The organism is Pseudomonas sp. FSL R10-0056, from assembly GCF_009600105.1.
Classification (GTDB): Bacteria; Pseudomonadota; Gammaproteobacteria; order Pseudomonadales; family Pseudomonadaceae; genus Aquipseudomonas; species Aquipseudomonas bubulae.
On sequence record NZ_WIWL01000123.1, the window covers coordinates 38,866 to 63,980 of the forward strand.

Sequence of the window (25,115 nt, forward strand, 5' to 3'; positions counted from 1 at the left end):
AACAGATAAATGATTGAGCTGGCCCATAAAGAGACGAATGATGGAAACCACCAAACTCAAGAAGTTCGCCCAGCACGCCCGCCGTCTGTTGCTGGAGCAAGTCGGCGCCAAGCTCGCCTTGGTACTCGATGTCAGCAGCGCCGCCCGCCGCGAGAATCCGCAGGCCGTGGCCCAGTTGGAAAAGCAGATTGCTGCATTCAGCCGCGAGCAGCTCATCGACAAGGTGGCCTACACTTGGTTCAACCGCTTCTGTGCCCTGCGCTTTATGGATGTGAATGCCTATACGCGCATCCGCGTGGTATCGCCCGCTGACGAAGGCCAGTTCCAGCCGGAAATACTGGCTGAAGCCAAAGCTGGCCACATCGATGAAGATCGCGTGCCCGAAAAAATCAGCCGGCAGATTCAAGCCCTGCTCAGTGGCACCGCGCCTAGCCACGACCCGCAGCAAGAGGCCTACCGCCTGCTAGTGGTGGCCGAGTGCAATAGCTTCCACAGTTCCATGCCTTACCTATTCGAGCGCATCGCGGATTACACCGAGCTGCTGATGCCTGATGACCTGCTCTCGGGCAATTCTGTTCTGGCCTATACCCGTGAAGCCCTTACGCCAGACGCTTGCACGGATGTTGAGGTGATTGGCTGGCTCTACCAGTTTTACATCTCTGAGAAAAAGAACGCTGTGTTTGAAGGGTTGAAAAAGAACCAGAAGATCACGCCTGAAAATATCCCCGCCGCCACCCAGCTGTTCACCCCGCACTGGATTGTGCGTTACCTAGTGGAAAATTCCCTAGGACGTCTGTGGATGCTCAACCACCCTAGCTCGTCACTGGTCGGGCAGATGGACTACTACATCAAACCCGAGGCTCTCGAAACCGACTGTTTCAAGATCACGCGGCCCGAAGACATCAAAGTCTGCGACCCGGCCTGCGGCTCTGGCCACATGCTCACCTATGCCTTCGACCTGCTTTATGCAATCTACGAAGAAGTTGGGACGGACCCGAGTGAGATCCCCGAGAAAATCCTTACCCACAACCTCTACGGCATCGAGCTAGATGAGCGAGCAGGGGAGCTGGCCGCTTTTGCCCTGACCATGAAAGCCCGCGCCAAACAGCGCCGCTTTTTCAACAAGGCCATCAAGCCAAACATCTGCGTGCTGGAAAAGGTGGCGTTCAGTCACGATGAGCTGGATGAATACATTACGGCCGTGGGGCGCGACCTGTTCACCATCGACCTGCGCGAAACCCTCAAACAGTTCGAGGAAGCCGACAACTTTGGCTCGCTGATTCGCCCTAATCTCACCAGCGTGCAGAACGTATTGCCGGTACTGGAAGCTAAGGACATGGTGGGCAACCTGTTCCTTGCCGGAACCCACGCCAAGGTGCTGCAGGTGCTGCGCATGGCCGATTACCTGAGCCCGCGCTACGCGGTGGTGATCGCCAACCCGCCGTATATGGGCGGCAAGGGCATGAATGGGCGGCTGGGCGCCTGGGCCAAGGAAAACTATCCCAGCAGCAAGTCCGATCTGTTTGCCATGTTTATCGAACGCAATCTTGATCTGGCCGTGCCAGCAGGTGCAGTGGCCATGATCACCATGCAAAGCTGGATGTTTCTGTCCTCGTTCGAGTTGCTGCGTGCTCGCATTCTGGGACAGCACACCATCCTGTCCATGGCGCATTTGGGGGCACGAGCATTTGACAGTGTCGGTGGCGAGGTGGTCTCCACCACAGCCTTTGTGCTGGAGAACCAGCACAAGCCTGAATACAAAGGTGCGTTTGTGCGCCTAATTGATGGAAATTCTGAAGCGGAGAAGGCGGTAATGCTCAAAGAGGCCATTCAATGATTACCCGCCTGGAACTTAAGAAATTCACCGCTTTCACTGACCTGAGCATTGATTTCTCCCCCAAGATCAACGTAATCATTGGCGAGAATGGCAACGGTAAAACCCAGCTTCTCAAAAGCGTTTATGCCTTATGTGTGGGTGGCGCCTTGCAGGTTGGCAGCACTGGCAACGAACTTGCGCTAGCCCTTACCCGCAAACTGGTTCGGCTTCTCATGCCGTTGGATGACAAGCTAGGCAACATGCGCCGTCCCGGTGCCCGTGGCAATGCGCAGCTTAAAGCAACGTTTGCGCTAGGCGAAGAACTTGCCCTTACTTTCAATGGCTCTTCAGAAGTAGCCACCGTCAACTCCAACGCTGCGTATGCAAATTATCGGGCCGAGCCGATATTTGTACCTACCAAAGAAGTTTTGTCGCTGGTGCGTGGTATGACTGATGCCAATCATGACCAACGCACAGTCGAGTTGATCTTCGATGACGGTTATCTGGATCTGGCGCAGATGTTGTTGCGCAAGAGCGTGGATGATCCTGAGTCCAGGATCAATTTAGATCCGCGCTTTGACAGTATCGTACCGAAGCTTGCCAATCTGATTGGTGGTCGCTACCAACTGGAAAACGGTGGCTTCAGTTTTCAGTCTGGGACGTATGTTGAAACATTGGGGCAAAGCAGTGCTGAAACAAAAGCCCCGCAAGTATTTCAAAAGGCCACTACGCGATTTGTGCCTGCCAAGACTGCAGTGCTATCAAGCGGCATGACCGCAGAGGGCTTCCGTAAGATCGGCATGCTCCAGCGTTTGCTAACCAACGGTACTCTCAACCCCGGTGTCAGTGGCCCCCTGCTGTGGGATGAGCCCGAATCGAACCTCAATCCTAAGCTGATGAAGCTTCTAGTGGAAATTTTGCTGGAACTCTCCCGCAACGGCCAGCAAGTGATTCTGGCGACGCATGACTATGTGTTGCTGAAGTGGATCGACCTGCTGATGAATAAGGGCAAGGGCGATCATGTGATGTTTCATGCCTTATATCGAGATGAAAAAACAGGCGAGGTGAAGGTAGATAGCATGGATGATTACCGTGCCATCACCCCTAATGCGATTGCCGACACCTTCAACGATCTGACGAAAGAACAAGTCAATCGAAAGATGGGGGGCTTGGGAAAATGAAGCTCCGCGAACGCGATCTTGAGATTGACTTTACCGATGCAGTGGATGCCATTGTCTTTGATCAAATGAAGCCAGAGCGCCCGAACTATCACGGTCTGGCAGAGATGCACCGGGTGGATTTTGTCGTCGAATTCGAGCAGGCTATTGTGTTTGTAGAGGTCAAGGATCCGGGCAATCCGAAGGCTCAGGCCAAAGGCCTAGAAAAGTTTCGTACTGAACTTAATGATGGCACCCTCAGCAGTACATTTGCTGCCAAATTTCTTGATTCGTTCATCTATCGCTGGGCTGAAGCTCGGCTTGATAAGCCCGTTCACTACTTAAATTTGGTCACATTGGAGAGCGAGTTGCTGCCCAACTTTTCCGACGAAATCGAGCGGATGCTCCCTCCTAAGGGTAAAGCTGTGCCGCGCTGGAAGCGACAGTTAGTCGTGAATTGTCAGGTATTCAATATAGAAACCTGGAACGAAAACTTCCCCAAGTGGCCCGTCATCCGCTTGCCCGCTGCAGAAGCACGGCCATGAAAATTATGGCATTGCTAGGTGCCCGCGGGTGCGTCGACGTTCAGGCGCTGCGCCAGTTTCAGTCCAGCCACCGCTCGCCGAGCGGACCATTTAAGCCCGTGCCGGATGGCTTTACGCCCGCCCACGCGAGAAAAACCCTGCCCAAGGGGGGAGAGTAATGAGTCAGGAAAATCAAAAAAAAATGGAGCAGCATTTCTTTCGGGGTTCTGCGGCGGATTTCAAAAAGATTCCGGGGAGTCCAATTGCGTATTGGGTGAGCCCTAAAAGTGCTGATCTTTTTGAAAGTTTCGAACGTTTGGGATCATATTCTGATATTAAAACGGGTATGCAGACGGGCGATAATGAGAAATTCCTTCGATTATGGCCAGAAGTTTCGGCCAGTTGTATCAATAGACCTAACGCTGAGTTGGGTGGGGAGCGATGGCACTTATACTCAAAAGGCGGTGATTTCAGACGTTGGTATGGCAATGTTGAACATGTAGTCGACTGGAAAAATGACGGGAATGAAATAAAAACCTTAAAGGTTAATGGCTCATTGCGATCAAGGGTTAGAGACCTATCCAATTATTGTCAGAAAGCTGCGTCTTGGTCATTTGTTAGCTCCGCATCTTTTGGATGTCGATACAAAGAGCCTGGAGTATTTTTTGATGTTGCGGGCTCCTGTGCGTTAGAAAAATCTACGCCCATCGAGCAAGTTCTTGGCTTCTTATGCTCTAAATTATCGTCAGTTTTTCTCAACGCTCTTAACCCTACACTCAATTTTCAGATTCAGGACATCTCAAACCTCCCTTATAGGTCAATTATCTCTGGCGTCACGGAAGTAAAACAATTAATTGATATTTCAAAAAACGATTGGGATTCCTACGAAACATCCAGTAACTTCACCAGTCAGCCGTTATTGATACTGGATTTCCACCAGCCAAACCTGAAACACACTTACCAGAAACTACGCGTCCGCTGGCTCGCGATAACGCAAAAAATGCAGCGTCTCGAAGAAGAAAACAACCGCATATTTATCGAAGCCTACGGCCTGCAGGACGAGTTGACGCCCGAGGTGCCGCTCAAGGAAATAACGCTCACATGCAATCCGCATTACCGCTACGGTGATGATAAGACTGAAATCGATCTGGAGGCGCAGCTGCAGAGCGACACCATGGCTGAGTTCCTCAGCTACGCTGTAGCCTGCATGTTTGGCCGCTATAGCCTAGACAAACCTGGGCTTGTGCTGGCCAACCAAGGCGACACTCTGGCTGAGTATCTACGCCAGATTCCTGAGCCTCGCTTTATGCCGGACGAAGACAACGTTATTCCGCTGCTGGATGGCGAATGGTTTGCCGACGAGGTGACTGAGCGCTTCCGTACATTTTTGCGCGTTACCTTTGGCGAGGCCCACTACGAGGCTAATCTGGCCTTTATTGAACAGTCACTGGGCAAGGACGTGCGCAAGTACTTCCTCAAGGATTTTTACGCCGACCACGTGAAGCGCTACAAAAAGAGGCCCATCTACTGGCTGTTCTCCAGCCCCAAGGGCACTTTCAGTGCGCTGATCTACCTGCACCGCTACCGTCCGGATACGGTGAGCGTGGTGCTGCGATACTTGCGCGACTTCCGTAAGAAGCTAGCTGCACGGCTGGACTACCTCCAGCAAGTCGGCATCAGCACCTCCGCCAGCCAAGGCGAAAAGACCCGTGCCCTCAAGGAAATCGAAACGCTCAAAAAGCAACTGCTGGAGCTGGACGACTACGAGCGTGACACCCTCTACCCGTTGGCTACTGAGCAGGTGGCGCTGGATCTCGATGATGGCGTTAAGGTGAACTACCTCAAGCTAGGCTCGGCGCTCAAGAAGATCATCGGACTGGATGCCAAGGAAGACTGAGATGTCAGGACGCTTCGAGAAGGCGATCACGATTCGCCAGGCGATACGCAACATCGATGACCGGACGTTTCTGCTCCCGGCGATCCAGCGCAATTTTGTCTGGTCGCCCCAGCAGATCTGCGTGTTATTTGATTCCCTGATGCGCGAGTATCCGATCAATACATTCATGATGTGGGATGTGACGAGCCCGGAGATCAAGAACAAATACCGCTTCTACAGCTTCCTAACCGACTACTGTCAGCGATTCAAGGAGTCCAATGACTACGTTCCGACTCAGGGCGACTTCAAAGACTTCAAAGCAGTCATCGATGGACAGCAGCGGCTGACTTCCATCTACATCGGTTTGAAGGGCACTTATGCCTACAAGCAGCCCCGTGTCTGGTGGCCCAATGCACGTAACGACCAAGTGCTGCCGCCACGTCGACTCTATCTGGATCTTGCCAAGGGGCTGGACGGAGCGGACAACGACTCGATGGCCCACTACCATTTCCGATTTCTGACCGAAAAGCAGGTGTCGGCGTTTAGTGATGACCCTTCCTCGCGCTGGTTTGAAGTGGGTAAGGTGTTGAGCCTGCCTGACGTGCGCTCTGTAGATGAGATTCCGTTCGAGGTGGTCTTGCCCTACCTTGAGAAGCATGGACTGGCCTCCAACAGCTTTGCGCGTAAGGCGTTGACCCGCCTGTACTATCTCGTCAGGCATGAAGAGGTAATCCACTTCTACAACGAGGAAAGTCAGGATATCGATCACGTACTGGATGTATTCATCCGCACGAACAGTGGCGGTACGCCGCTGGCGTTTTCGGACTTGTTGATGTCGATCGCCATCGCTAACTGGGATGGGGATGCTCGCAAAGATATAGACGAACTGGTGACCGAGGTACGGCAAAGCTCGGAGATGCAGTTCTCGATTGGCCGTGACTGGGTGCTTAAGACCTGTCTGATGCTGACGGGGGCTGATGTGCGGTTCCGGGTCAAGAACTTCGACTCCGATCAGGTGAGCATCATCCAGCAGCAGTGGCCGGAGATCAGGGCTTGTGTGGTCGCAACCTTCAAGCTGCTGCGCAAATTCGGCTTAAACGACCAGTCGCTGAGAGCCAAGAACGCGGTCATCCCGCTGGCGTTCTATATGTACAAGCAGTCCTTCCGTGACAAGCCGCTGTATCACACCATCAACAACATCAACTACCTACGCGAAGAGCGCTTGGCGCTGTCCCGCTGGTTACATATGGTGCTTTTGCGAGGGATATTTGGTGGGCAGGCTGATGGTGTTCTGACCAAGATGCAGCGATTGTTGGCTAGGCATTTGGACAAGGGGCTGTTCCCCTTGGATGAAATCATTGAGGCCTTCACCGCAACCAACAAGGATCTTCGTTTTGATGAGGCCTATCTGAGGGGGCTCCTTGATATCCAGTATGAGGATTCAAGGTGCCGTTCGGTCCTAAGCCTGCTATTCCCCGAGATCAATGAGAACCTGCAACTGGACATCGATCATCTGCATCCGAGCAGCGCCTTTGCAAAGGCTGCTCTAGCCAAAAAGGATTTCCTTCAAAAAGATCCCGGTTTGATGGCGTTCTATCAGAGCTCCATTAACTGGAACTCGATTGCCAACCTGCACCTGCTGAATGCTTCGCAGAACCGCTCGAAGAAGGATCTGTCACTGGCCGACTGGATGACAGAGAAGGACACCGGATTCAAGCCGGTCGACCTGCTACTGAATGACGACGACAGTCTGCATTTTGCTCACTTCCAGACGTTCTGTGAAAAGCGTCGGGAAGCGTTGATGCAACGGCTGCGCCGCAATGTCGTGGTTAGCGGAACGCTTTCGATGATCGAGGAAGTGCTGGACGAAGATGAAGAGATCGAGGCCGTGGCATGAGTAACCCCAAAATCAGCCAGGCCCTGAGCAACCTGTTCGACAAGCAGCGCATAGTGTTCTGGTATGACACTCGCCTGGAATTTCGCGCTGATTTCGAGACGCTGGAGTTGCCGGATGTCGAGAAAATCGAGCTGGCTAACAATGAGTTTGGCGTGAAATACCGCCTCCTGCGCGAGCAACCGGAACAGAAGTTTCTGCTCTACCGTGAAGGTGCTGAGCCTCCGCATTTGCACAATTGGCTGTTGGATGTGCAGCTCGCCAGTGGCAATTGCTTCCGTACCGATCAGGTTGCCTTGTGGCTGGCTGAGCTGGAGTTGGGACCGGACTGCTATCCGTTGTTGGAAGCGCATGTGGCGTTTTTCGAATCAGCCAAGCGCCGCGAGGCACTCGGTAAGTTACTGGAACCGGGTGATTCGCAGAACCTGCTGCAACGCAAAATGCTTGCTGTATGCGCCGGCAACGAGCCGCGCCTGGATGTGATTCTGGAAAACCTGCTGGGTGATCTGGCCGCTAGCAAAGATGTGCGGGTCAAGTTAATCGAAAGCAGCGGCTTGAATGTCTATCTGTGGGAGCAGGTGAAGCGCGCCTATGGCTATAGCTCCGAGCAACCAGGGTTACACGATTTTGTTATCGAGCTGTTTAAGGCTTGTTTCATGCTTGGGATCGACCCGGCTTACAAAGCGAGACTGTCCGCTGATGCGCTTGTGTTCCTCAAGCGCTGGAAAGACAGTCGTTCGCATGAGCAGAGTTTCGAGATACTGTCTGAGCAATGCGCGGCGGTGCTCCAGATCGACGACAAGCTGCAAACTCTGGACTGGCGTAGCCTGCTGGAACTGGATTATTTCGAGCTGATCGACCGCAAGATCCTCAGTGAGCTGGTACGTGCCGTAGTTGCCCGCACAGTGACCGCTCAGGAGGTGGAACAGTGGGTACGCCAGCGCCGTCAGAGCCACTGGTTTGAGCGCTTCAAGGATGTATACCTGGCGCTGGAGCATGCGGCGCAGTTCATCCAGGTGCTGGACATAACGCAGCTGCAAATGGAATCGCTGACTGATGGCGTGCAGAAGTACGCCAGCCAGTGGTTCAGGCTGGATCAGCGTTACCGCAAGTTCGTCTATCACCTGCGCGAGTCCGGCCAGGCTTCGTTGCTGGGTGAGTTGGCTATGCAGGTCGAGAATCTGTACGGCAACAACTACCTGAGCCGTCTTAACGACCGCTGGCAGCAGCACGTGGATGTGGCGCAGCAGTGGGAGGCCGCGCCCGTAGTGCTGCAGCGCAATTTCTTCAGCCGCTATGTGCAGCCCTTTGTGGAGCGCAGAACTAAGGTGTGCGTGCTGATTTCCGATGCGTTCCGCTATGAGGTAGGCGAGGAGCTGCAAAGCCTGATTCGTCAGGAAGATCGTTTCGAGGCTGATCTGGAACCGATGCTGTCGATGCTGCCGAGCTATACCCAGCTGGGCATGGCGGCGCTGCTACCCAACAGCAGCCTGCAACTGGCCGACAACGACAGTGGCGATGCCATAGTGGATGGTCAGAGCGCTCAAGGCTCGGTCAACCGGGGCAAGATTCTGGCGACTAGGGTGCCAGCTTCCCAGGTGGTACGAGCCAAGGATCTAATGGCGATGAACCAGGCCGACTCTCGTGCCTTGCTGCGCGACAATGAGGTGGTTTACGTTTATCACAACCTGATCGACAAGACCGGCGACACCCGTGATACCGAAGAGCGAGTGTTTGCGGCGGCCGAGGAAACGCTCAGTGAGCTGATCCGTCTGGTGAAGAAGCTGACCAACGCCAATGCCAGTAACCTGCTGATCACTGCCGATCATGGCTTCATCTATCAGAATCATCCGCTGCAGGAGAGCGATTTCCTCAGCGGTGAGCCGGAGGGCGATGAGGTCCTCTACCGTGACCGGCGTTTTGTCCTGGGTCGTGGCTTGCGCGAAGGAGCCAGCTTTAAAACCTTCAACCCGATGCAACTAGGCCTGACGGGTACGCTTATGGTGCAAATTCCCAAGTCCATCAACCGTCTGCGGCTGAAAGGCTCTGGCAGCCGCTTTGTGCACGGCGGTGCCACCCTGCAAGAGGTGGTGATCCCGGTCATCCGCATTAACAAGAAGCGCCAGAGCGATGTGGGTCGGGTGGATGTGGAGTTCATCGGTGGCGGTGGCAAGACCATCACCACCGGGCAGTTGGCCGTGGTGCTCTATCAAACCGAGGCAGTGACCGAGAAGCTGCAGTCGCGTAGGTTGCGTGCAGGTCTTTTCACACTGGATGGTGAGCTGGTATCCGATCAACATGAGCTGTTGTTCGACTTCAGCTCTGCTAACCCGCGTGAGCGGGAGTTGCCGGTACGCTTCATTCTCAGCCGTAAGGCGGATGAGGCGAACAATCAGCAGGTGGAGCTGCTCCTTGAAGAGACCGTGGAAGGCACTTCACACTTCACACGGTACAAAGCCGCGCGTTACTCCATTCGCCGCTCGTTCAGCAGCGAATTCGATTTTTAAGCAGGAGCTCCAATGAGTCAGCTCGACGACAAGATCAACCAGTACTTTGCCGGCCTGGTGGTGCGCAAAGACCTGGTCAAAGCGGTGAAGGGCAACGCCATTGTGCCGTCGTATGTGCTGGAGTACTTGCTGGGCCAGTACTGCGCGACCAATGACGAGGCGACGATCCAGACCGGTATCGAGACGGTCAAGGAGATCCTACGCAAGCACTATGTCCACCGAAACGAAGCAGGGCTGGTGCGCTCGACCATCAAGGAGAAGGGCCGGCACAAGGTTATTGACCGTATTAGCGTCTCATTAAACGACAAGGATGACGTGTACGAAGCTGAGTTCGCCAACCTAGGCATCAAGAAGGTGCTGATCGACTCCAACACCGTCAAGGCCCACCAGAAGCTGCTGGTAGGTGGTGTTTGGTGCATTGCGGATGTGGAGTATGAATACACCGAGGACAAGTCTGCCTCACCTTGGATTCTGGCCTCGCTAAAGCCAATTCAGATTTCCCGTTTTGATTTCGACGGCTATCTGGAGGCACGTAAGCAGTTCACCACTGATGAGTGGATTGACCTGCTGATCCAGAGCGTAGGTTTCAATCCGCAGATGTTCGGCAAGCGCAATAAGCTCGCTCAGCTTATCCGCCTTATCCCGTTCTGCGAGCGCAATTACAACCTGATAGAGCTGGGGCCGAAGGGCACCGGCAAGTCGCATGTTTATTCCGAGTTTTCACCCCACGGCATTCTTATCTCCGGTGGCGAAGTGACAGTTCCCAAGCTGTTCGTCCATAACGGCACGGGTAAGCTCGGTCTGGTGGGTTACTGGGATGTAGTGGCTTTCGATGAGTTCGCCGGCAAGCAAAAGCGAGTGGACAAGGCGCTGGTGGACATCATGAAGAACTACATGGCCAACAAGTCGTTCTCGCGGGGAGTGGAAACCTTGGGAGCAGAGGCCAGTATGGTGTTTGTGGGTAATACCGATCACACCGTGCCGTACATGCTTAAGCACACGGACCTGTTCGACCCGCTGCCGGAAAAGTTCCACGACTCAGCCTTTCTCGACCGCATTCACAGCTACATCCCCGGTTGGGAAGTGGATGTCATCCGTGGTGAGATGTTCTCCAGTGGTTATGGCTTCGTGGTGGACTACCTGGCCGAGATCCTGCGCTCGCTTCGTAGTCATGACTACTCAGATCGCTACAAGGGACAGTTCAGGCTATCCGACGATATTTCGACGCGCGACCGCGATGGAATTAACAAAACCTTTTCTGGTTTGATGAAGATCCTGTACCCGCATGGCGAGGCGACAGACGCCGAAGTGGAAGACGTATTGCGCACTGCAATTGAAGGGCGCAAGCGGGTGAAGGATCAGTTGCTACGCATTGACGCGACCTATCCGGCAGTTCGTTTTGCCTACCAGGGTGCTGATGCTCAGGAGCGTTTGGTGCGCACTCTGGAAGAGGATGAGTATCCTAATCAATACCATCGTCGGGGAGCGACTGAAGTTTCTACTGCAGACTTATCCCAAGTCGACACTGACCCTTTGCCGCTTTTCGAGGCAGCGCCAGCCATGCAAGGGCCAGCTTCACGCCCAAGCAATCCTGTGCCGATGGAGTCAGTGCTGAAAGAGCAGCATTTGGTCTTCCACGAAAATCAGCGAGGACTGAGTTTTGACAAGTTGTTCAGTCCCTATCTGGTAGGTGCCAAGCGCATCATCATCACAGACCCCTATTTGCGTATGTTCCACCAGTTGCGCAACCTGATGGAGCTGATGGAGACAATCAGCAAGCTTCAAGGCGTTGAAGATGAGGTGGGTGTACACGTAGTGACCGTCGAAGATGAATTCAACGGTGAGCGTCAGACCGAAAGCCTGCAGAAAATTGCAGATGCTTGCACAGGTGTTGGAATTCACTTTACCTGGGCTTACGACACATCTGGCACCAAGCATGACCGTGACATCACCACCGATACGGGTTGGAAAATTGTGCTTGGTCGTGGCTTGGATGTGTTTCAGCGCTTTGAGCTGAATGATGCCTTCAGTTTTGCCAATCGTTTGCAGCAGCATCGGCAGTGTAAAGAGTTCAGCGTGACCTTTGTCAGGCTTGAGCCGGCTGCTGACTCGTAAGTTGTTTATGGTGACCAACTAGTTGGCAGTCTGATTGCTGCTTGGTGCCAGGCATAAGAAAAAAACAGGCTGATAGCGAACGCCCACGGGCGTTCGCTTGTAAGCGACCCATAAACCACGCATGGCAAAAAAACGATGTGTGTATTTAGCGCGAGATAGTCAGGGAGCAGTTCCACGGCAGCAAGGCTTCAAAGTATTCAATCGAAGCCGCCAGCGTCAAACGCTCCAGTACGTGGTGCAGCCACGTATAGGGTTCCTGGCTTTTGGCCGTTTTGACCAGGCTGTAAATTTACGCGCTGGCAGTGGCGCCCTTGGGCGTGTCGCGGAGTAACCATTCCTTGTGCTTATGCCAACGTTGGCATAAGCGCAAGATTTGGTTGTTTACCGGGTCAGAGCGCGCGGGTCGTCGGGCGGCGGCGATCCAGAGTTTGCTGGCGACAGCCAAATTGAACGGTATCGAGCCGAGTGCGTGGTTGAAAGACACGCTGGAGAAGTTGCCGACCTGGCCGAATAGCCGGCTGGATGAGCTGCTGCCGTTGAGATCCGCCACCGAGTAAAGGTGGCTGGGCTGGAGGCTTACGCTACAAGGATGTCTCAAAGTCCTCAGGAAAAGCCTCCCGTATCCCCATCCACAACCCTAACCACCTGGTTTCTACGGAGTCACTCTTGGGCTTCGCCCGACGTCGGGTCAGGATTTTCAACTCACTTTTTTCGCACTGCTTGGCTTCAACAGATAAGACTTTCAACCACACAGGCTTAGAGTCGCCCCAAGGGGTTTTCCACTCATCCGGGGTCTCCAGCTTGGCGGCCCGTATTGATACATGGGCAGGTGCTGAGTCTCGTCGGAGTACTAACCATGCCTGCAATGCTTTTCGGCACTCCGTCTCGAGAGTCTTGTAGTTGTCGATCGTGAATTCGATTGCATAGTCGTCCGCGTCAACCAGGCGGACACGAAACCGTCGCGGCTTTTTTTCGGCCAGTCTGTCCTTGCTAGCTTTGTCGGTATCTTGCGCAACAGACAGTTGGTACTGCTCTGCCCAGAGCAAACGCTTGCTGCGGAGTCGCTGCCGGTGGGTGTAAAGATAGCGGCCCAGAGCGACAGCCTGTTGCCGAACCTTCTCCAGGTCGCGTTGTTCGCTGTCGACCGATGCTTGGCGTTCGCGCAGCATGTCGCCCTGGATGTGCAGATCTGGCATTACGACGCCTGCCATATTGGCATCCGCCAGTAGTTGCAAGGCCCAAGCCGTGCTGGCTTCACCAACGAGCCCCACATGCAGTGGGAGACTGCCTGTCACGGCATGGTTTTCATGGCCTTCACACGCCGAGTAGGTGAAACAACCTACCGCAGATAACCCTTTGACCAGCAGGGCAATATGTGTGTCGAGTACGGCGACAGAGATCTTCTGGCCATGCACACGGCGTTTGAAATTGCTTGGTCGAGCCTCAAAGAGGTTATAACCGGACTCCTGTCGTACATGCTGAGAGCGAAACAGCTTATCAACTTGCCAAGGCGCTAGGCGCTGATCACATGCATCTAGGCGTAATGGCCGGTTGGCGGACGATGTCTTTTTTAAGCCACCTAGATCGAGTTGTTCGAGCATTTTCCGAAGAAAGTCACTATCCGCCTGGTCGTGACCGCCTTGAAGACTAAGGCGGCTGCCGCTCTTGTAGTCGTGCAAATACGCATTATCAGTCAGGTAAATATCCTGACCGATGGTTTCGATTAAAAAGCCCCGATCCAGTAGTGCAGACGAGAGGAAAGAGAAAAGTTCACTCATTGGAAGCTCCAGAAAACGCCTTATGCCGCCGTAGAACGTACGGATCGATGAAAGCGAGCCAATCATGGCTGGAACACTAGGTGCAGGTCTCTACGCTCCCAGTTTGGTGCGATTGCTACCACGTCGCTTGCCGTGAGCAATGAAGTTCACTTTTCAAAATGTCACGGCGCGCTTTCAAAAAGTTGCGATGTGGTTCCACTCTGCTAGCAGGTTGATTTCAGGCAGGGACATGGCAATGGGTGTCTTAGCTTCGGTACCAGTCGGATCTGAAACAGGCAGGTTCGGGATGCCAATAACCAGCCTCGTTTTTGTACAGCCAGCATTGTTCCACTCTCACTCATATCCAGCCGCAGCACTCCTCAACTTCTCCGCGATCTGCGCGCGCAGGTTCAGCGGCCTCTCAACCACCAGAGCATCGCCCAGCGACAGGATCCACCACTGCAGTTGCCAGCTATCGCTGATCGTTGCCGTGACTCGATAGCCATTGCTATTGCCAAGGTCGGTTAGAGCCATATCCGCGCTCAGCGGAGTTTCTCGTAGCAGGCGTGCCTGTTTCTCGCTTAGCCAGGCCTGGAAGGCGATTTTTTCGGTCTTGCCGAATTGCAGCGCATCGGTACTCAAGTAGGCCTGTAGATTGAAATCCTTTAGCCCCTGCGTTGCGGTGGGCATGAGGGTTAGTTCGCGGAATCTGTGTAACGCGTACTGGCGCACGTCAGTGTAGGAGTGGGCGGTGCCGATTAGGTAGGTGATCAGCCCGCGTTGCACCAAGGCCAGTGGGTTGAGTGTCAGCTGGCTCATTTTGTCGGAGTGCGCGGAGTAGTACTGGCACTGCAACTGCTTCTCCTCCAGCAAGGCCTGTTGCAACGTTTCCAGGATTTCCTCGGGAATATCCGGCGCTTGCAGGTTCAAGTCCGGGCGTACGCTAGCTACTTTATCCAGCCAGCGAGCGGCGTGATTATCCTCGCTCAAGGTCTTGAGTTTTTGCCGAGCATGGTTGAAACGAGGCTCCAGTACTCTGAGCATGCTGTTCGGCAGTAGCGGGCGGATCGCGTCTTCTACTAAGGCCAGGCTCAACGCCTCGGTTAGTGTGATGCCCTGCAGCTCGACGCTGATGCCGGGTTGCCAGTACCAACCGTAGGGTGCGCTTGCGTCGTTGCATTGCAGGGGAAACATCAGCGACAGATCAATCAGGTCGCGTTCAATCGTGCGCCTGCTGATTTTGTAACCGGCCGAGTGCAGGCGCGCGGCGAGTTCTGCGGTGGTAATTCCGGGTGATTTCGACGGCAACTGACGAAGCAATTCCCACTGACGACTGACGGTGGAGTGGGCTTTGGCGGAGGGCAAGACGGGCTTCCTTGTGTAGTGCTTTAGCTCAGCATGGCGGCAAGGGCGCTATATGGCAATATGCCAGTCAGCGCCCGGCGCGAAATCGGCGCTGTCAATGAATGAAGCCGATAGGTCGCTGCTGGCCAGCATTCTTCAGGCGTGTTTCAGCGATCAGCGCACTGGCCAGGTCGTTCGCATTCGTGAAGGGCTTGAAGCGCGCCCGCCTGGCCACCAACGCAAAGTCACCGGGCGTCAATTGCTGTTCGTTTTTCAATCGCATACCGGCTGTCTTGGCTGGATCCTTGAGCTTGAGTGCCAAAAGGTGTGCACCGAACAACTGTTGCACCTGCGGCTGACCGAGGTAGCCAAAATGAATCTTCATATCGAAGCGGCGTAGTGACGCTTCGTCCAGATCGCGGATCAGGTTGGTCGAGGCGATGAACAGGCCGCGATAGCTTTCCATCTGGGTAAGCATTTCATTGACGGCTGTTACCTCCCAGCTTTGTCTGGCCTTGCGCCGATCTTGCAGAAAGCTGTCGACTTCATCCAGGAGCAACACAGCGTCGTCCTGACTGGCTTTTTCAAAAGCTTTAGCCAGATTCTGTTCGGTCATGCCGACATAAGGTGAAACCAGGTCTGATACACGCTGCACCATCAGTGGCTTGTCCAACTCCTGTGCCAGCCAGCAGCCGAAGGCGGTTTTGCCCGTGCCGGGCGGTCCATAGAAACACAAGCGCGCTTCTCCATGTTTGCGCAGGCCTTCGACCAGTCCGTCGAGGGACACGTCGGTGTTGATCAGATCGGGTGAATAGAAGCTCGGCAGCCGCTGGCCATGTACGGATTCCAGCTTTTCAAAACCTTGGGCTTTGAGCGTGCTATCGACCAGGCACTCGATCGTCGCATCGAGTGCTTTGCCGGCGCGGGGATTCAGGCTGCGGGCGATGCGCACTGCGCGGGTGATCACTGCCGGGGTCGTATGCTCGTGATCGACGAGTCTCTCCACGAGTTCGCTGCCTAGCTTGTTGTCGCTGCAGTTTCTGACGATTTGCTCGCGCTGCGCCCGGGGCGGGTTGGGCAGCTCAATGACCAGATCGAAGCGGCGGATATGTGCAGCATCCAATGACTCGACGCTGTTGCTCAGCCAGAAGCAGGGCAGGGTGTTTTCCTCTAGCATCCGATTGATCCATCCTTTTTGCGCCTTGCTTCGGGCGCCGATCCCCATAGGCATGGGGCTATCGAAAATATCTTCGATTTCGTCCAGGACCAGTAGCGATTTTTGCGAATGCAGGACGCTCATGGCAGAGCGCAATGCACACAGGCGTTGGCTGGCGCTGACCGGATCACCGTCGCTGTCGGCGCAGGCGATCTCATACAGGGTCGTATTCAGTGTCTTGGCGAGCAAGCGGCTGAGTTGCGTCTTGCCCGTCCCCGGCGGGCCGTAGAGGAGAATGTTCACCCCGGGACGGCCTTCAGCCAATGCCTTGCCCAGGTAGGCTTGGGCAATACCGACGTGCTGACGCAGATGTTCGTAGTTATCGAGCTGCAGTGTGCCCGGCGGGCTGAGTCTGAACGCATACTTGAACAGCTCGATGGGCTCGTCCTGATTGAAACGCATCAGCCCCGGCAGATCAGAGTTACCCACGCTCAAGCGGCTGCTCAGGGTGGTGACCGCCGAGGACATGGTATTGACCTCAAGCAAACCCGCCCGGACCAGTCGACCGTCATTGCTCAGGTAACGTGTCAATTGCAGTTGCGGAATTTCCAGCAAGGCGCTGAGAACAGCGATCATGCGGTTGAAGCCGAGCATGCCCAGTAGGTCGGCAGCGTTATTGAGCGTCGGATCGGTTTGCATCAGGACACAAAAACCGAGAATTCGCAGTTCTGCTGCATCCAGGCTGAGCAACTCTCCCAATGCGTCGAGATTATCTTCCAGCAGGTCGGGGTAATCGCAGTCGGTAAACGTTTCATCAAACAACTTGCGCTCGCCCTTCAGGCGCAGCAGCGCCTGGCGCGGATGGAAGTCTTCTTCATCGATCAGGGCTTGCAGTCCCAACTCGATGGCCAGTTCGTCATCGTTGAAGCCATGGCGCTGGATAAGATTCCGATGCCCGCCCAACTCGAGCATCATTATGAAAGACCACTTGAGCGTCAGGGTGCAGGTATCCGCGTTGTGCGGGCCGGAACTACGTACTTTGCTGCGGTTCAGTGAACGCGGGATGGGCACGGCGACTACTCCTGATACTGACGAGACACAATCATGAGCCAGGGGGGCGTCGTAATGTGTCGCGGTCTTCATCAGGCTCGGAACAGCAGCAGAATTGCCAGGAGCAGGCTGGCATCGGGAGGGCGGTCAGATCGCTCGCGACTCATTCCGTCGTGGCCAGAAGTCACTCTTTTGTTTGTTGAATGATCGCTGATAATGGCTAATTGCTATGAAATAGAGCCTGCGGCATGCTGACGCACGATTTTTAGCAAGGATGTCGTCAGTGGGACGCCATGGGAAAGGGTCATCGGTATGCTGAATAAAAGTGAAATGGGTTGGGTGGATTTTTCATCCGAGGACAGGGATCGGGTGAGGGATGTGATCAAGCAGCTCTCAGAACCTGGAACCCTTGATGAACTCGGAATCGGTGCCTTGCGCGATGGTTTTGCCGACCTTATGTTTCCTGGGTTTTCGACCATTCAAACCCGCGCTAAATACCTGATAACCATTCCACGGATCATTCGCGATTATCTGGCGCTCAAGCCAGCGCAACAACGCAAGCAGTCACCGCAGCAGTATCTTGAACAGCAGGAAAATCAGCTTGCCAGGGCTCTGACCCTGCAACACCAGAATGAGGGTGTGACCGGCATCATCGGCTCAACGATGAAGGAAGGCGAATCGGTTGCACGATTGCCATCGTCTGTCTATTGGGTGGCATTACGTACTTGGGGCATTATCAATACCCAGGCTTCGCTTAATCAATTCTTGCAGTCAGTCAAACCTCCCGAAAGCAGCCTGGGAAGCAGCCTGCTAGATGAGGCCGACGATGCCGATGGTGTCTCGACTGATAGCAGAGTTCACCTCGATCGATACGATCCGCAATGGATCGAGGATGTTCATATCACCTTGACCGAGTCCGAGGCGGTGTTTCTCAGCGACAAACTTCAAAACGGTCCGATCAATAGCCTGCCATCGCAGTTTGAGCTCAGTGGCCTGTTGAAAGAGGTTTTAGATGAGGATCTGGCGGGCTTCGCTCAACTTGCCGTGTGGGTAGCGGCAAAGCCTGACTTGGCTCAGCGCACCCGCGACACGGTAGAGATGGCTTATGCATTCAGTGAGCTGATTTACGGTGCCCATCTTCGCTTCAACATTGTGGTGGCTCGGAATAATCAGCGCGAGGATTTGCTCGATCAGTACGAGTCGCACTGGCTCGACTGGCGTAAGGTTCGTCAGGCTGGACCTGAACAGGTTCTGCAGTGGCTGGCAGCCACCAAAATCACGCTGCAAGGCCGGACGGGCGCATTCTTGATGGAGTGGAGCGAGCGCCTCGCCAATAACGCGTCGGTAGTCGTGCTTGATGCTCTGGTCGAAAAACAGGCTCTGGGAAACAAAAAAGAACGGTCGATTCTGAAAAAACGTTTACCTGATAACTATCGATGGATTGGTATGAGCCGTCTTGATTTCCGGTGGGCTCAGGTACGCACCATTCTCCGCGATATTCAGGAGGGTTTGCCATGTTGAACCCTAGTGTCGATCGCCTTGATTACGGTGAAAAGCTACAGGCCCCGGAGGGGTTTCAACTGAGTTACGCGGTGGCAACCAGTTATTCACTGGAGCTCGATACCTTGCTGTGTCTGCCCCTGGCACTGTCCCTGAACGGCACACTGGAGGGCAACCCGCATGGCGGTAAGCTGGCTGCGCTTGAGGGTATCCGCCAGCTCAAAGGCAAACTGAAAGTCTTTTTTCAGCAAGGCAATATCAAGGTTCCCGTTGCGTTCACCCCACTGTTTACGCTCCTCGAACCTTGTTTGGTGCCCATGGTTCCAAGCGGGGTCTTCAGCTCCTTCCACCCCAAGATATGGCTGTTGCGGTTCATCAATGACACCCGGCAAGTGCGCTACCGGTTACTGGTGTTGTCTCGCAATCTGACGTTTGACCGCAGTTGGGATCTGGCGGTCGCGCTTGAAGGGGAGGTGACCACGGAAAGCAGTCGGGAGAATGATGGTCTGTTGGAGCTTTTGCAGGAGCTCGCACCTTTCGCTAGGCATAAAGACAAAGCGTTGGATTTCGCCCCGGCTTTCACTCTATTCAAGAAAGAATTGCCCCGTGTCGTCTGGCAAAAGCCCAATGGTTTTCGAGAGCTAAAAACCTTGTTGGGTAAGGCACAGCAAGTTCCGCTGGACTTGGGTGGCTCCACGAATACTGTGCTGGTGATATCGCCTTTTCTGCATGCGGAGGCACTCGACATGCTCAAAGAGCGTGGCGAGCGCCATTGGCTATTCAGTCGTGCTGAAGAGTTGGAGCAACTTGGGGCTGAGAAACTGGCGGGTTGGGAATGTTTTGCCCTTAATCAGCGTGTGGTCAATGGCGAAGATCACTTGGATAACAGTAAATCGCAAAACCTGCATGCCAAGCTGGTTTTGGTCCAAAACGGCGCTACCAGTCACTGGCACGTGGGCTCCGCCAATGCGACCAAGGCAGCGCTTGGTGGTCTCAGGCAAGCACAGCCTCGTAACACTGAATTCATGTTGCGCCTTTCAAGCTCGGGTATCGCCCAGTCGGCCGACCAATTGAAATTGGAGTTGGTTGGTAGCGAGGAAAATCCGTCAGGAGTTTTTGCTCCTCACCTGTTCCAGAATCAGGAACAGCAAGAGCAGGATTCAGACGAAGCAGGCCTACGCAAGCTCTTGCACGCATTGATTACGGACGATTGGAATGTCAGAGCAAGGGTGAATGCGGACCTCACCTACAGGTGTGAACTTCTGTGTTCAGCGCCGAGACTTGCAAACTCCGAGTCGGTCCAGGTGCGGTTTCTGGATGTTCCAGGCTATCAGGACCTGGATGCGACGCTGGTGTGGGATCGACTAAGCCTTTCGCAGATCAGTGCTTTTCTGGTTGTCAAAGTGCAGGTCGGCGAAAAGTCTATCGAACGGGTAATTAAGGCTTCGCTCGTCATTGACGGTGGGGACGGTCGAGAGCAGAAAATCATCAGCGATTTGATCGATAGTCCGCACAAGCTGTTGGCATACATACAGATGTTGTTGCAGCCCGATCATGAAAAAGCTGAATGGTTCGCCCGCGATCCTGGGGGCTCAGCACCTGAGGGCTCTGACAATTTGCTGAGCCATTTTATGGGTGGGCCCATCTACGAGTCTCTATTGCTGTGTGCAGCACGGCAGCCCGAAAAACTGCAGCGGATAGAGGCAGTACTCAGTCATCTGCGATCTGTGGAAGGTCGTATACCCGATGACTTCAACCGGTTATGGGACAACTACAAAGCATTTCTAGGGACGGAAAAATCGTGAATACAAGCATAACGACGCATGAGCGCGCTTGCCTAGAGTTAAGGTCCACGCTCTCAGGGCTTAAGGATTTCCAACAGGCTACGGTGCAACGGATAACTTCTTTATTCAATGACCCCAGCCATAGTCACCGGATTTTGGTGGCCGATGAGGTGGGACTGGGTAAAACGATAGTTGCCAAGGGTGTCATCGCATCTTTGTTACTGGGTTGGCTTGAGCCCCGGCCGTTTCGCGTCACGTACATCTGTTCCAACCTCGCGTTGGCGACTGAAAACCGCTCCAAACTTGCGGTTTTCAAAGACCCGAGCATGGCGAAACTGGTGCGCGAGCCCTCTTTTTCGAGGCTGGCAGAAGTTGCGCTGCTTCCTCAACCGGATCTGGGCGACGGAGCCTTGCTGGAAGTTTGTACGCTCACGCCCAGTACTTCTTTTTCGATGACTTACGGCGCGGGCAACAAACGCGAGCGGTTGGTGATTTTTGCGGCCCTCCTTCAACATAAAGAGGTCGCCCCACTGCAGAGCAAATTATCTGATCTGTTTCGCGATCGGGTGCAAGACGTCGAGGGGTGGGAGTACGGGCTTCAGGAAATTCAGGGTCGCGGACTTAATACAAAGATCGTCGAAGACTTTCATCACAAGCTGATGGAAGTTGCTCCGGGTGAGGCCCGGTCCAACATGGAGGTGCTGACGAAGATCGCCCGGACTGGCGTTAACCGAGAAAGCCCCGAAGAGTACAGCCTGTTGCGTCGGCTACGCGTACTTTTTGCTGGATCTTGCGCGGCGCATCTGCAGGCGGATTTGTTCATCCTCGACGAGTTTCAGCGGTTTGAAAGTTTGCTCGACCAGTCTGAGGGTAACGAGCACTCGATGATTGCCCAGCAGGTGTTCCGCAAGAACCGCCGCAGCAAGATCATCTTACTCTCGGCGACACCGTTCAAGGCACTAAGCACCATCCCCGATGACGAAAACGACGACGGACACCTTTCCAAGCTGGAGCAAATACTGAGTTTTCTGAACCTGACCCCGCTTACGACCTATGAGCCTGTGCGCAAAATGCTCAAGTCGGAATTGCAGCGCCTGCGTCAAGCCGGCGTGAAGGTTGATGATCTGGATGAGCGCCCTCGCCAGCAGGTTGAAAGCCTGCTGCGCCCGCTTATTGTCCGTACCGAACGAAGCCAGATAGCCGTGGACGTAAATCGCCTGATCGATGCGTCTCCTTTCGACTGCAGCGCTGAATTGCGTACTGAGGACATCAAGGCCTATATAGAGCTGGATCGACTGGGGAGATTGCTTGAGAAGGACCGTAACCTGAGTTTCTCCCGGCAGATGATGGATTTCTACAAGTCAGCCGCATGGCCGCTGTCGTTTAGCACAGGCTACAAACTGCAAGATGTATTGCAGAGCAAGTTCGAGAGTGATCCCGAAGTGCGCAAGTGGGTAAAGCGCAGTCAGAGCCTTTGGCTGCCTCGGGATCAGGTCAACGACTATAAGTTGAATGTCGCACGGGATGCCCCCAATCCTCGGGTGCGGTCGTTGACTTCTCATTTGTTTGGTGACGGTAAGAAAAGTGGGCCGGAAATGCTGCTGTGGGTACCACCCAGCATGCCCCACTATCCGCTGGTAGGTGTCTTTGTCGGCCACGAAACATTCAGCAAAACGCTGTTATTTTCTGCCTGGGCCATGGTCCCGCGGATGCTCAGTGGTTTGTTGAGTTATGAATCCGAGAGGCGGGTGTTAGGTCGACGTCAGCCTGAGGCTGATTATTTTCCGCGCAAGGCAAGGAGTAAGGCGCGAGATGAATCCGCCAGCCATCATGAACTGAATCGTCTGATCCGGCTGGACGCTGGCGATCTTGCGTACTGGTCGCTGGTTTATCCGAGCAAAGTGTTGATCGATGTCCCGCTGAAGCGAAGTGATGCATCGCTTAAAGATTTGCTTGCCGAGCGAGTCAAACATTTTGCCGGACTGCTCAAACCGCTGGCCGCAGGGCATAGCGGAAGTCGCAATCAGAATCACTGGTATGTGCTGGGGCCAATGTTGCTCGACCGCTTGCACAATGACAATTGGTACGAGGACTGGATCGCGAGTATCTGCGACGGATCTGATTTTCACGACAACATTCTAGGGCGAGTGGACGATATCTCTCAGCGGCTGGACAGCATTAAAGAGCTCGGTGAAATGCCTGCCGATTTGCCAGAGTATCTCGCCTGGTTGTCTGTTGGTTCACCCGCCATATGTGCGTATCGCGCACTGTCTCTGACCTATAGCGAAGATGATCCAACGATGAATTCCGGGCATGCCAGCTCCATCGCTTTGGCGTTCGTCAGCTTGTTCAATGGGGTCAGCGGTAGCGCCGTCATCAAACGCATCAGCAAACGACAGCACTGGCGAGGCATTGTCAAATACTGCGCTGAAGGGGGGCTGCAAGCGATGCTGGAGGAGTATTTCTACATGCTCTCCTCATCGAGCGGTGTCGATGGCGCGGTGAAAGCCATCGATAATTCGCTGCGCACTAAGCCGTCCAGCGTGAAAGTCTGGAAAGCCGGTCCGATCGATGACAGCACTCACTTGCGTTGTCACTACGCAGTGCAGCTCGGTACACAGAAGGCCAGTGATGAAGCAGGTCAGGAACGGGTCGTCAGTATCCGTGAGAGCTTCAACTCGCCGTTTCGTCCGTTTGTTCTCGCCTCGACGTCGATTGGTCAAGAAGGATTGGATTTCCATTGGTATTGTAGTGATGTCGTGCATTGGAACCTGCCAAGCAATCCCATTGACCTGGAACAGCGTGAAGGACGAGTGAATCGCTACCAGTCATTGGTCGTGAGACGGCGGGTGGTCCAGGCGCTTTCCAAAGAGACCGAGTCGTCCCAGCGGTGGGCAACACTCTTTGAGAACGCTGCAAAAATGCCCTGGAAAACCGACCTCGTACCTTACTGGCACTATCCCGAAGGCGATGCTCAGATTCGTCGTCTGGTTCCAGTCATGGCGATGAGTCAGGAGCAACAACGCTATCCGCAGATGCTGAAAATCTTATCCTTGTATCGCCTGGCATTCGGCCAGCCTGGCCAGAGTGAGCTGCTTGAACATCTCAAGAGCCTCAACCTGTGCACTGACGACCTGGAGAAGTTAAAGCAGCGGCTCATGATTCAGCTGGCTCCTATTCTTTATAAAGATGAAAGTCAGGACGTTCCGGCATAACAGCAGGCCCGCTTGTGCTGGCCTTCAACCGTGCAGGAAGTGGCGCGCAACGCCGAAGAGGCTTGAGAGGTGACGACAACCGCCGATCAGCAAGTTCGGGAAGGCGACAAGATTGTCGGTGAAGCCATCGAGCAGATCGAGCGGCTGGCGCGGGAGGTGGGAGTTCTGCCGAGACGGTGAACCATCTGAAGGAGCAAAGCGATAAAATCGGCGTTGTCCTGGACGTCATCAAGGCTGTTGCGCAGCAGACCAACCTGCTGGCGCTTAATGCGGCCATCGAACCAGCTCGGGCGGGTGAGGCTGGACGTGAGGGGTTTGCCGTTGTGGCCGATGAAGTGCGTAGCCTGGCCTTGCGTACCCAGCAATCCACCGAAGAAATTGAAAAGCTGGTGGCGGGCGTACAAAGCGGTACGCTTCTTCGAGCATCGAGCTGGCACGTCTGGGGCATGAGCTGGAAGTGTTGGTGGGGCGTTTCAAGGTTTGAGTCTGAGCTCATCCCCTGTCGATCAAGCGGGCGTTCTCCTTGCATGGGGGGGCGCCTGACCCATTGTAGCCAACCTTCTCGCCATTCTTGTAGCCTGGGCGAAGAGGCCACGGGTGCCAACGCGAAGGGGCTTGCAATGGGGAGGAGTCCATATACGGGCATGTATTCAGGTCCGGTGTTCTGGCTGACTCTGTTGAACTACGATTCCTTCAATGCGCTGTGTAAGTTCGAGCCCAGGAGGGACAACATATTCAATCGTCTCAAAGGCGTGTGGGCCAGCACTTTGGGGTTATCCAGTCTGTTGACCAGACTTAACGAAAAAATAAAGCCCCGCCAGCCGCCTCGGTGGCGGCCTCGGGATAGCAAAAGGCAACCATGGAGGCGGTTAGCCATCTTTTTACAAATATCCTAGTTCAGCAAACGACACGCAGCCTTCATGGCCCACCACGACATGATCCAATATCCGGGTACCAACCATGTTGAGGGCGTTCTTGAGGGTGACAGTGAGCGTGCGATCGGCTTGGCTGGGCTCAGGATCGCCGGAGGGATGATTGTGAACAATAATTACGGCCGCGGCGTTGTGCTCTAGAGCGATCTTGACCACTTCCCGCGGGTATACGCTGGCCCCATCCAGGGTGCCTCGGAATAGCTCCCTGAAGCCTATTACCCGGTGCTTGGTGTCGAGCAGTAGCAAAGCAAAGACTTCGTGCTCGTGGTACTGCAGCAGTGTTTGCAGGTGGCTGAAGACCTGCTTGGGCTCAGTCAGTGCCCGGCCTTTCGACAGACGACTCATTGCCAGTTGTTGCGCCATCTGCAGGATATCGGCCTCGGTGACCGGTGATTCCATGACATAGGTGCCGGTGGTTTCACCGGCTATGAGTTTGTGATATTTCATGTGGGTATTCCTGTCCGAAAGAGTGAGAACGAAGGGGATTG

General features: G+C 54.4%; 14 protein-coding genes and 3 pseudogenes. 12 read left to right on the forward strand and 5 right to left on the reverse strand.

Features of this window, described 5'->3' with window-relative positions; genetic code table 11:
• Window positions 1-40 precede the first annotated feature (40 nt).
• The 7 genes from pglX (GHO42_RS06955) to brxL all read left to right on the forward strand — a co-directional run bounded on the left by pglX (GHO42_RS06955) (window position 41) and on the right by brxL (window position 11,889).
• On the forward strand, window positions 41-1,837 hold the full coding sequence (gene pglX, locus GHO42_RS06955; RefSeq protein WP_060765714.1) for a BREX-1 system adenine-specific DNA-methyltransferase PglX: 1,797 nt from the start codon (window positions 41-43) through the stop codon (window positions 1,835-1,837).
• On the forward strand, window positions 1,834-2,997 hold the full coding sequence (locus tag GHO42_RS06960) for an ATP/GTP-binding protein (RefSeq protein WP_060765713.1): 1,164 nt from the start codon (window positions 1,834-1,836) through the stop codon (window positions 2,995-2,997). Before pglX (GHO42_RS06955) ends, GHO42_RS06960 begins: the two co-directional genes overlap by 4 nt.
• The gene (locus GHO42_RS06965) at window positions 2,994-3,518 is read left to right on the forward strand and encodes a hypothetical protein (protein WP_060765712.1); all 525 of its coding nucleotides are present in this window, start codon (window positions 2,994-2,996) and stop codon (window positions 3,516-3,518) included. Before GHO42_RS06960 ends, GHO42_RS06965 begins: the two co-directional genes overlap by 4 nt.
• 157 nt (window positions 3,519-3,675) lie before the next feature.
• The gene (gene pglX, locus GHO42_RS06970) at window positions 3,676-5,394 is read left to right on the forward strand and encodes a BREX-1 system adenine-specific DNA-methyltransferase PglX (RefSeq protein ID WP_153327419.1); all 1,719 of its coding nucleotides are present in this window, start codon (window positions 3,676-3,678) and stop codon (window positions 5,392-5,394) included.
• A 1-nt stretch (window position 5,395) separates the two neighbouring features.
• Window positions 5,396-7,270: a DUF262 domain-containing protein gene (locus GHO42_RS06975; RefSeq protein WP_150073352.1), complete on the forward strand. Its 1,875-nt coding sequence runs from the start codon at window positions 5,396-5,398 to the stop codon at window positions 7,268-7,270.
• A complete protein-coding gene (gene pglZ, locus GHO42_RS06980) occupies window positions 7,267-9,774 on the forward strand; it encodes a BREX-1 system phosphatase PglZ type A (RefSeq protein WP_150073353.1) in 2,508 nt (835 codons plus the stop codon). The genes GHO42_RS06975 and pglZ overlap by 4 nt, the downstream gene beginning before the upstream one ends.
• 12 nt (window positions 9,775-9,786) lie before the next feature.
• The gene (gene brxL, locus GHO42_RS06985; protein ID WP_153327421.1) at window positions 9,787-11,889 is read left to right on the forward strand and encodes a BREX system Lon protease-like protein BrxL; all 2,103 of its coding nucleotides are present in this window, start codon (window positions 9,787-9,789) and stop codon (window positions 11,887-11,889) included.
• 145 nt (window positions 11,890-12,034) lie between these two features.
• On the opposite strand, the pseudogene GHO42_RS06990 reads toward brxL, so the two are convergent.
• Window positions 12,035-12,229, reverse strand: a pseudogene (locus GHO42_RS06990) (transposase domain-containing protein); the annotation flags it as partial.
• Window positions 12,230-12,254: 25 nt separating this feature from the next.
• Here GHO42_RS06990 and GHO42_RS06995 point away from each other — a divergent pair.
• Window positions 12,255-12,446, forward strand: a pseudogene (locus GHO42_RS06995) (transposase domain-containing protein); the annotation flags it as partial.
• Window positions 12,447-12,470: 24 nt separating this feature from the next.
• On the opposite strand, the gene GHO42_RS07000 reads toward GHO42_RS06995, so the two are convergent.
• The 3 genes from GHO42_RS07000 to GHO42_RS07010 all read right to left on the reverse strand — a co-directional run bounded on the left by GHO42_RS07000 (window position 12,471) and on the right by GHO42_RS07010 (window position 17,217).
• Complete coding sequence (locus tag GHO42_RS07000; protein WP_153327423.1) at window positions 12,471-13,667, reverse strand: hypothetical protein; 1,197 nt, start codon at window positions 13,665-13,667, stop codon at window positions 12,471-12,473.
• A 333-nt stretch (window positions 13,668-14,000) separates the two neighbouring features.
• Window positions 14,001-15,011 carry a YafY family protein gene (locus GHO42_RS07005; protein WP_153327425.1) on the reverse strand — a complete coding sequence of 337 codons (1,011 nt, stop codon included), beginning with the start codon at window positions 15,009-15,011 and terminating at the stop codon, window positions 14,001-14,003.
• Between the two features lie 94 nt (window positions 15,012-15,105).
• Window positions 15,106-17,217: an AAA family ATPase gene (locus GHO42_RS07010; RefSeq protein ID WP_368668046.1), complete on the reverse strand. Its 2,112-nt coding sequence runs from the start codon at window positions 17,215-17,217 to the stop codon at window positions 15,106-15,108.
• Between the two features lie 291 nt (window positions 17,218-17,508).
• On the opposite strand from GHO42_RS07010, the gene GHO42_RS07015 reads away from it, so the two are divergent.
• The 4 genes and pseudogenes from GHO42_RS07015 to GHO42_RS26400 form a co-directional block, all read left to right on the forward strand.
• The gene (locus GHO42_RS07015; RefSeq protein ID WP_256670560.1) at window positions 17,509-18,717 is read left to right on the forward strand and encodes a DUF6361 family protein; all 1,209 of its coding nucleotides are present in this window, start codon (window positions 17,509-17,511) and stop codon (window positions 18,715-18,717) included.
• Window positions 18,711-20,501, forward strand: coding sequence for a phospholipase D family protein (locus GHO42_RS07020; protein WP_153327429.1), 1,791 nt, complete (start codon window positions 18,711-18,713; stop codon window positions 20,499-20,501). Before GHO42_RS07015 ends, GHO42_RS07020 begins: the two co-directional genes overlap by 7 nt.
• Window positions 20,502-20,638: 137 nt before the next feature.
• Window positions 20,639-23,695, forward strand: coding sequence for a DEAD/DEAH box helicase (locus GHO42_RS26395; RefSeq protein ID WP_178114907.1), 3,057 nt, complete (start codon window positions 20,639-20,641; stop codon window positions 23,693-23,695).
• Between the two features lie 221 nt (window positions 23,696-23,916).
• Window positions 23,917-24,076, forward strand: a pseudogene (locus GHO42_RS26400) (methyl-accepting chemotaxis protein); the annotation flags it as partial.
• A 500-nt stretch (window positions 24,077-24,576) separates the two neighbouring features.
• Here GHO42_RS26400 and radC read toward each other — a convergent pair.
• Window positions 24,577-25,074 (reverse strand): DNA repair protein RadC, encoded by a 498-nt coding sequence (radC, locus tag GHO42_RS07035; RefSeq protein WP_060765702.1) that lies wholly within the window; start codon window positions 25,072-25,074, stop codon window positions 24,577-24,579.
• Between the last annotated feature and the right edge of the window lie 41 nt (window positions 25,075-25,115).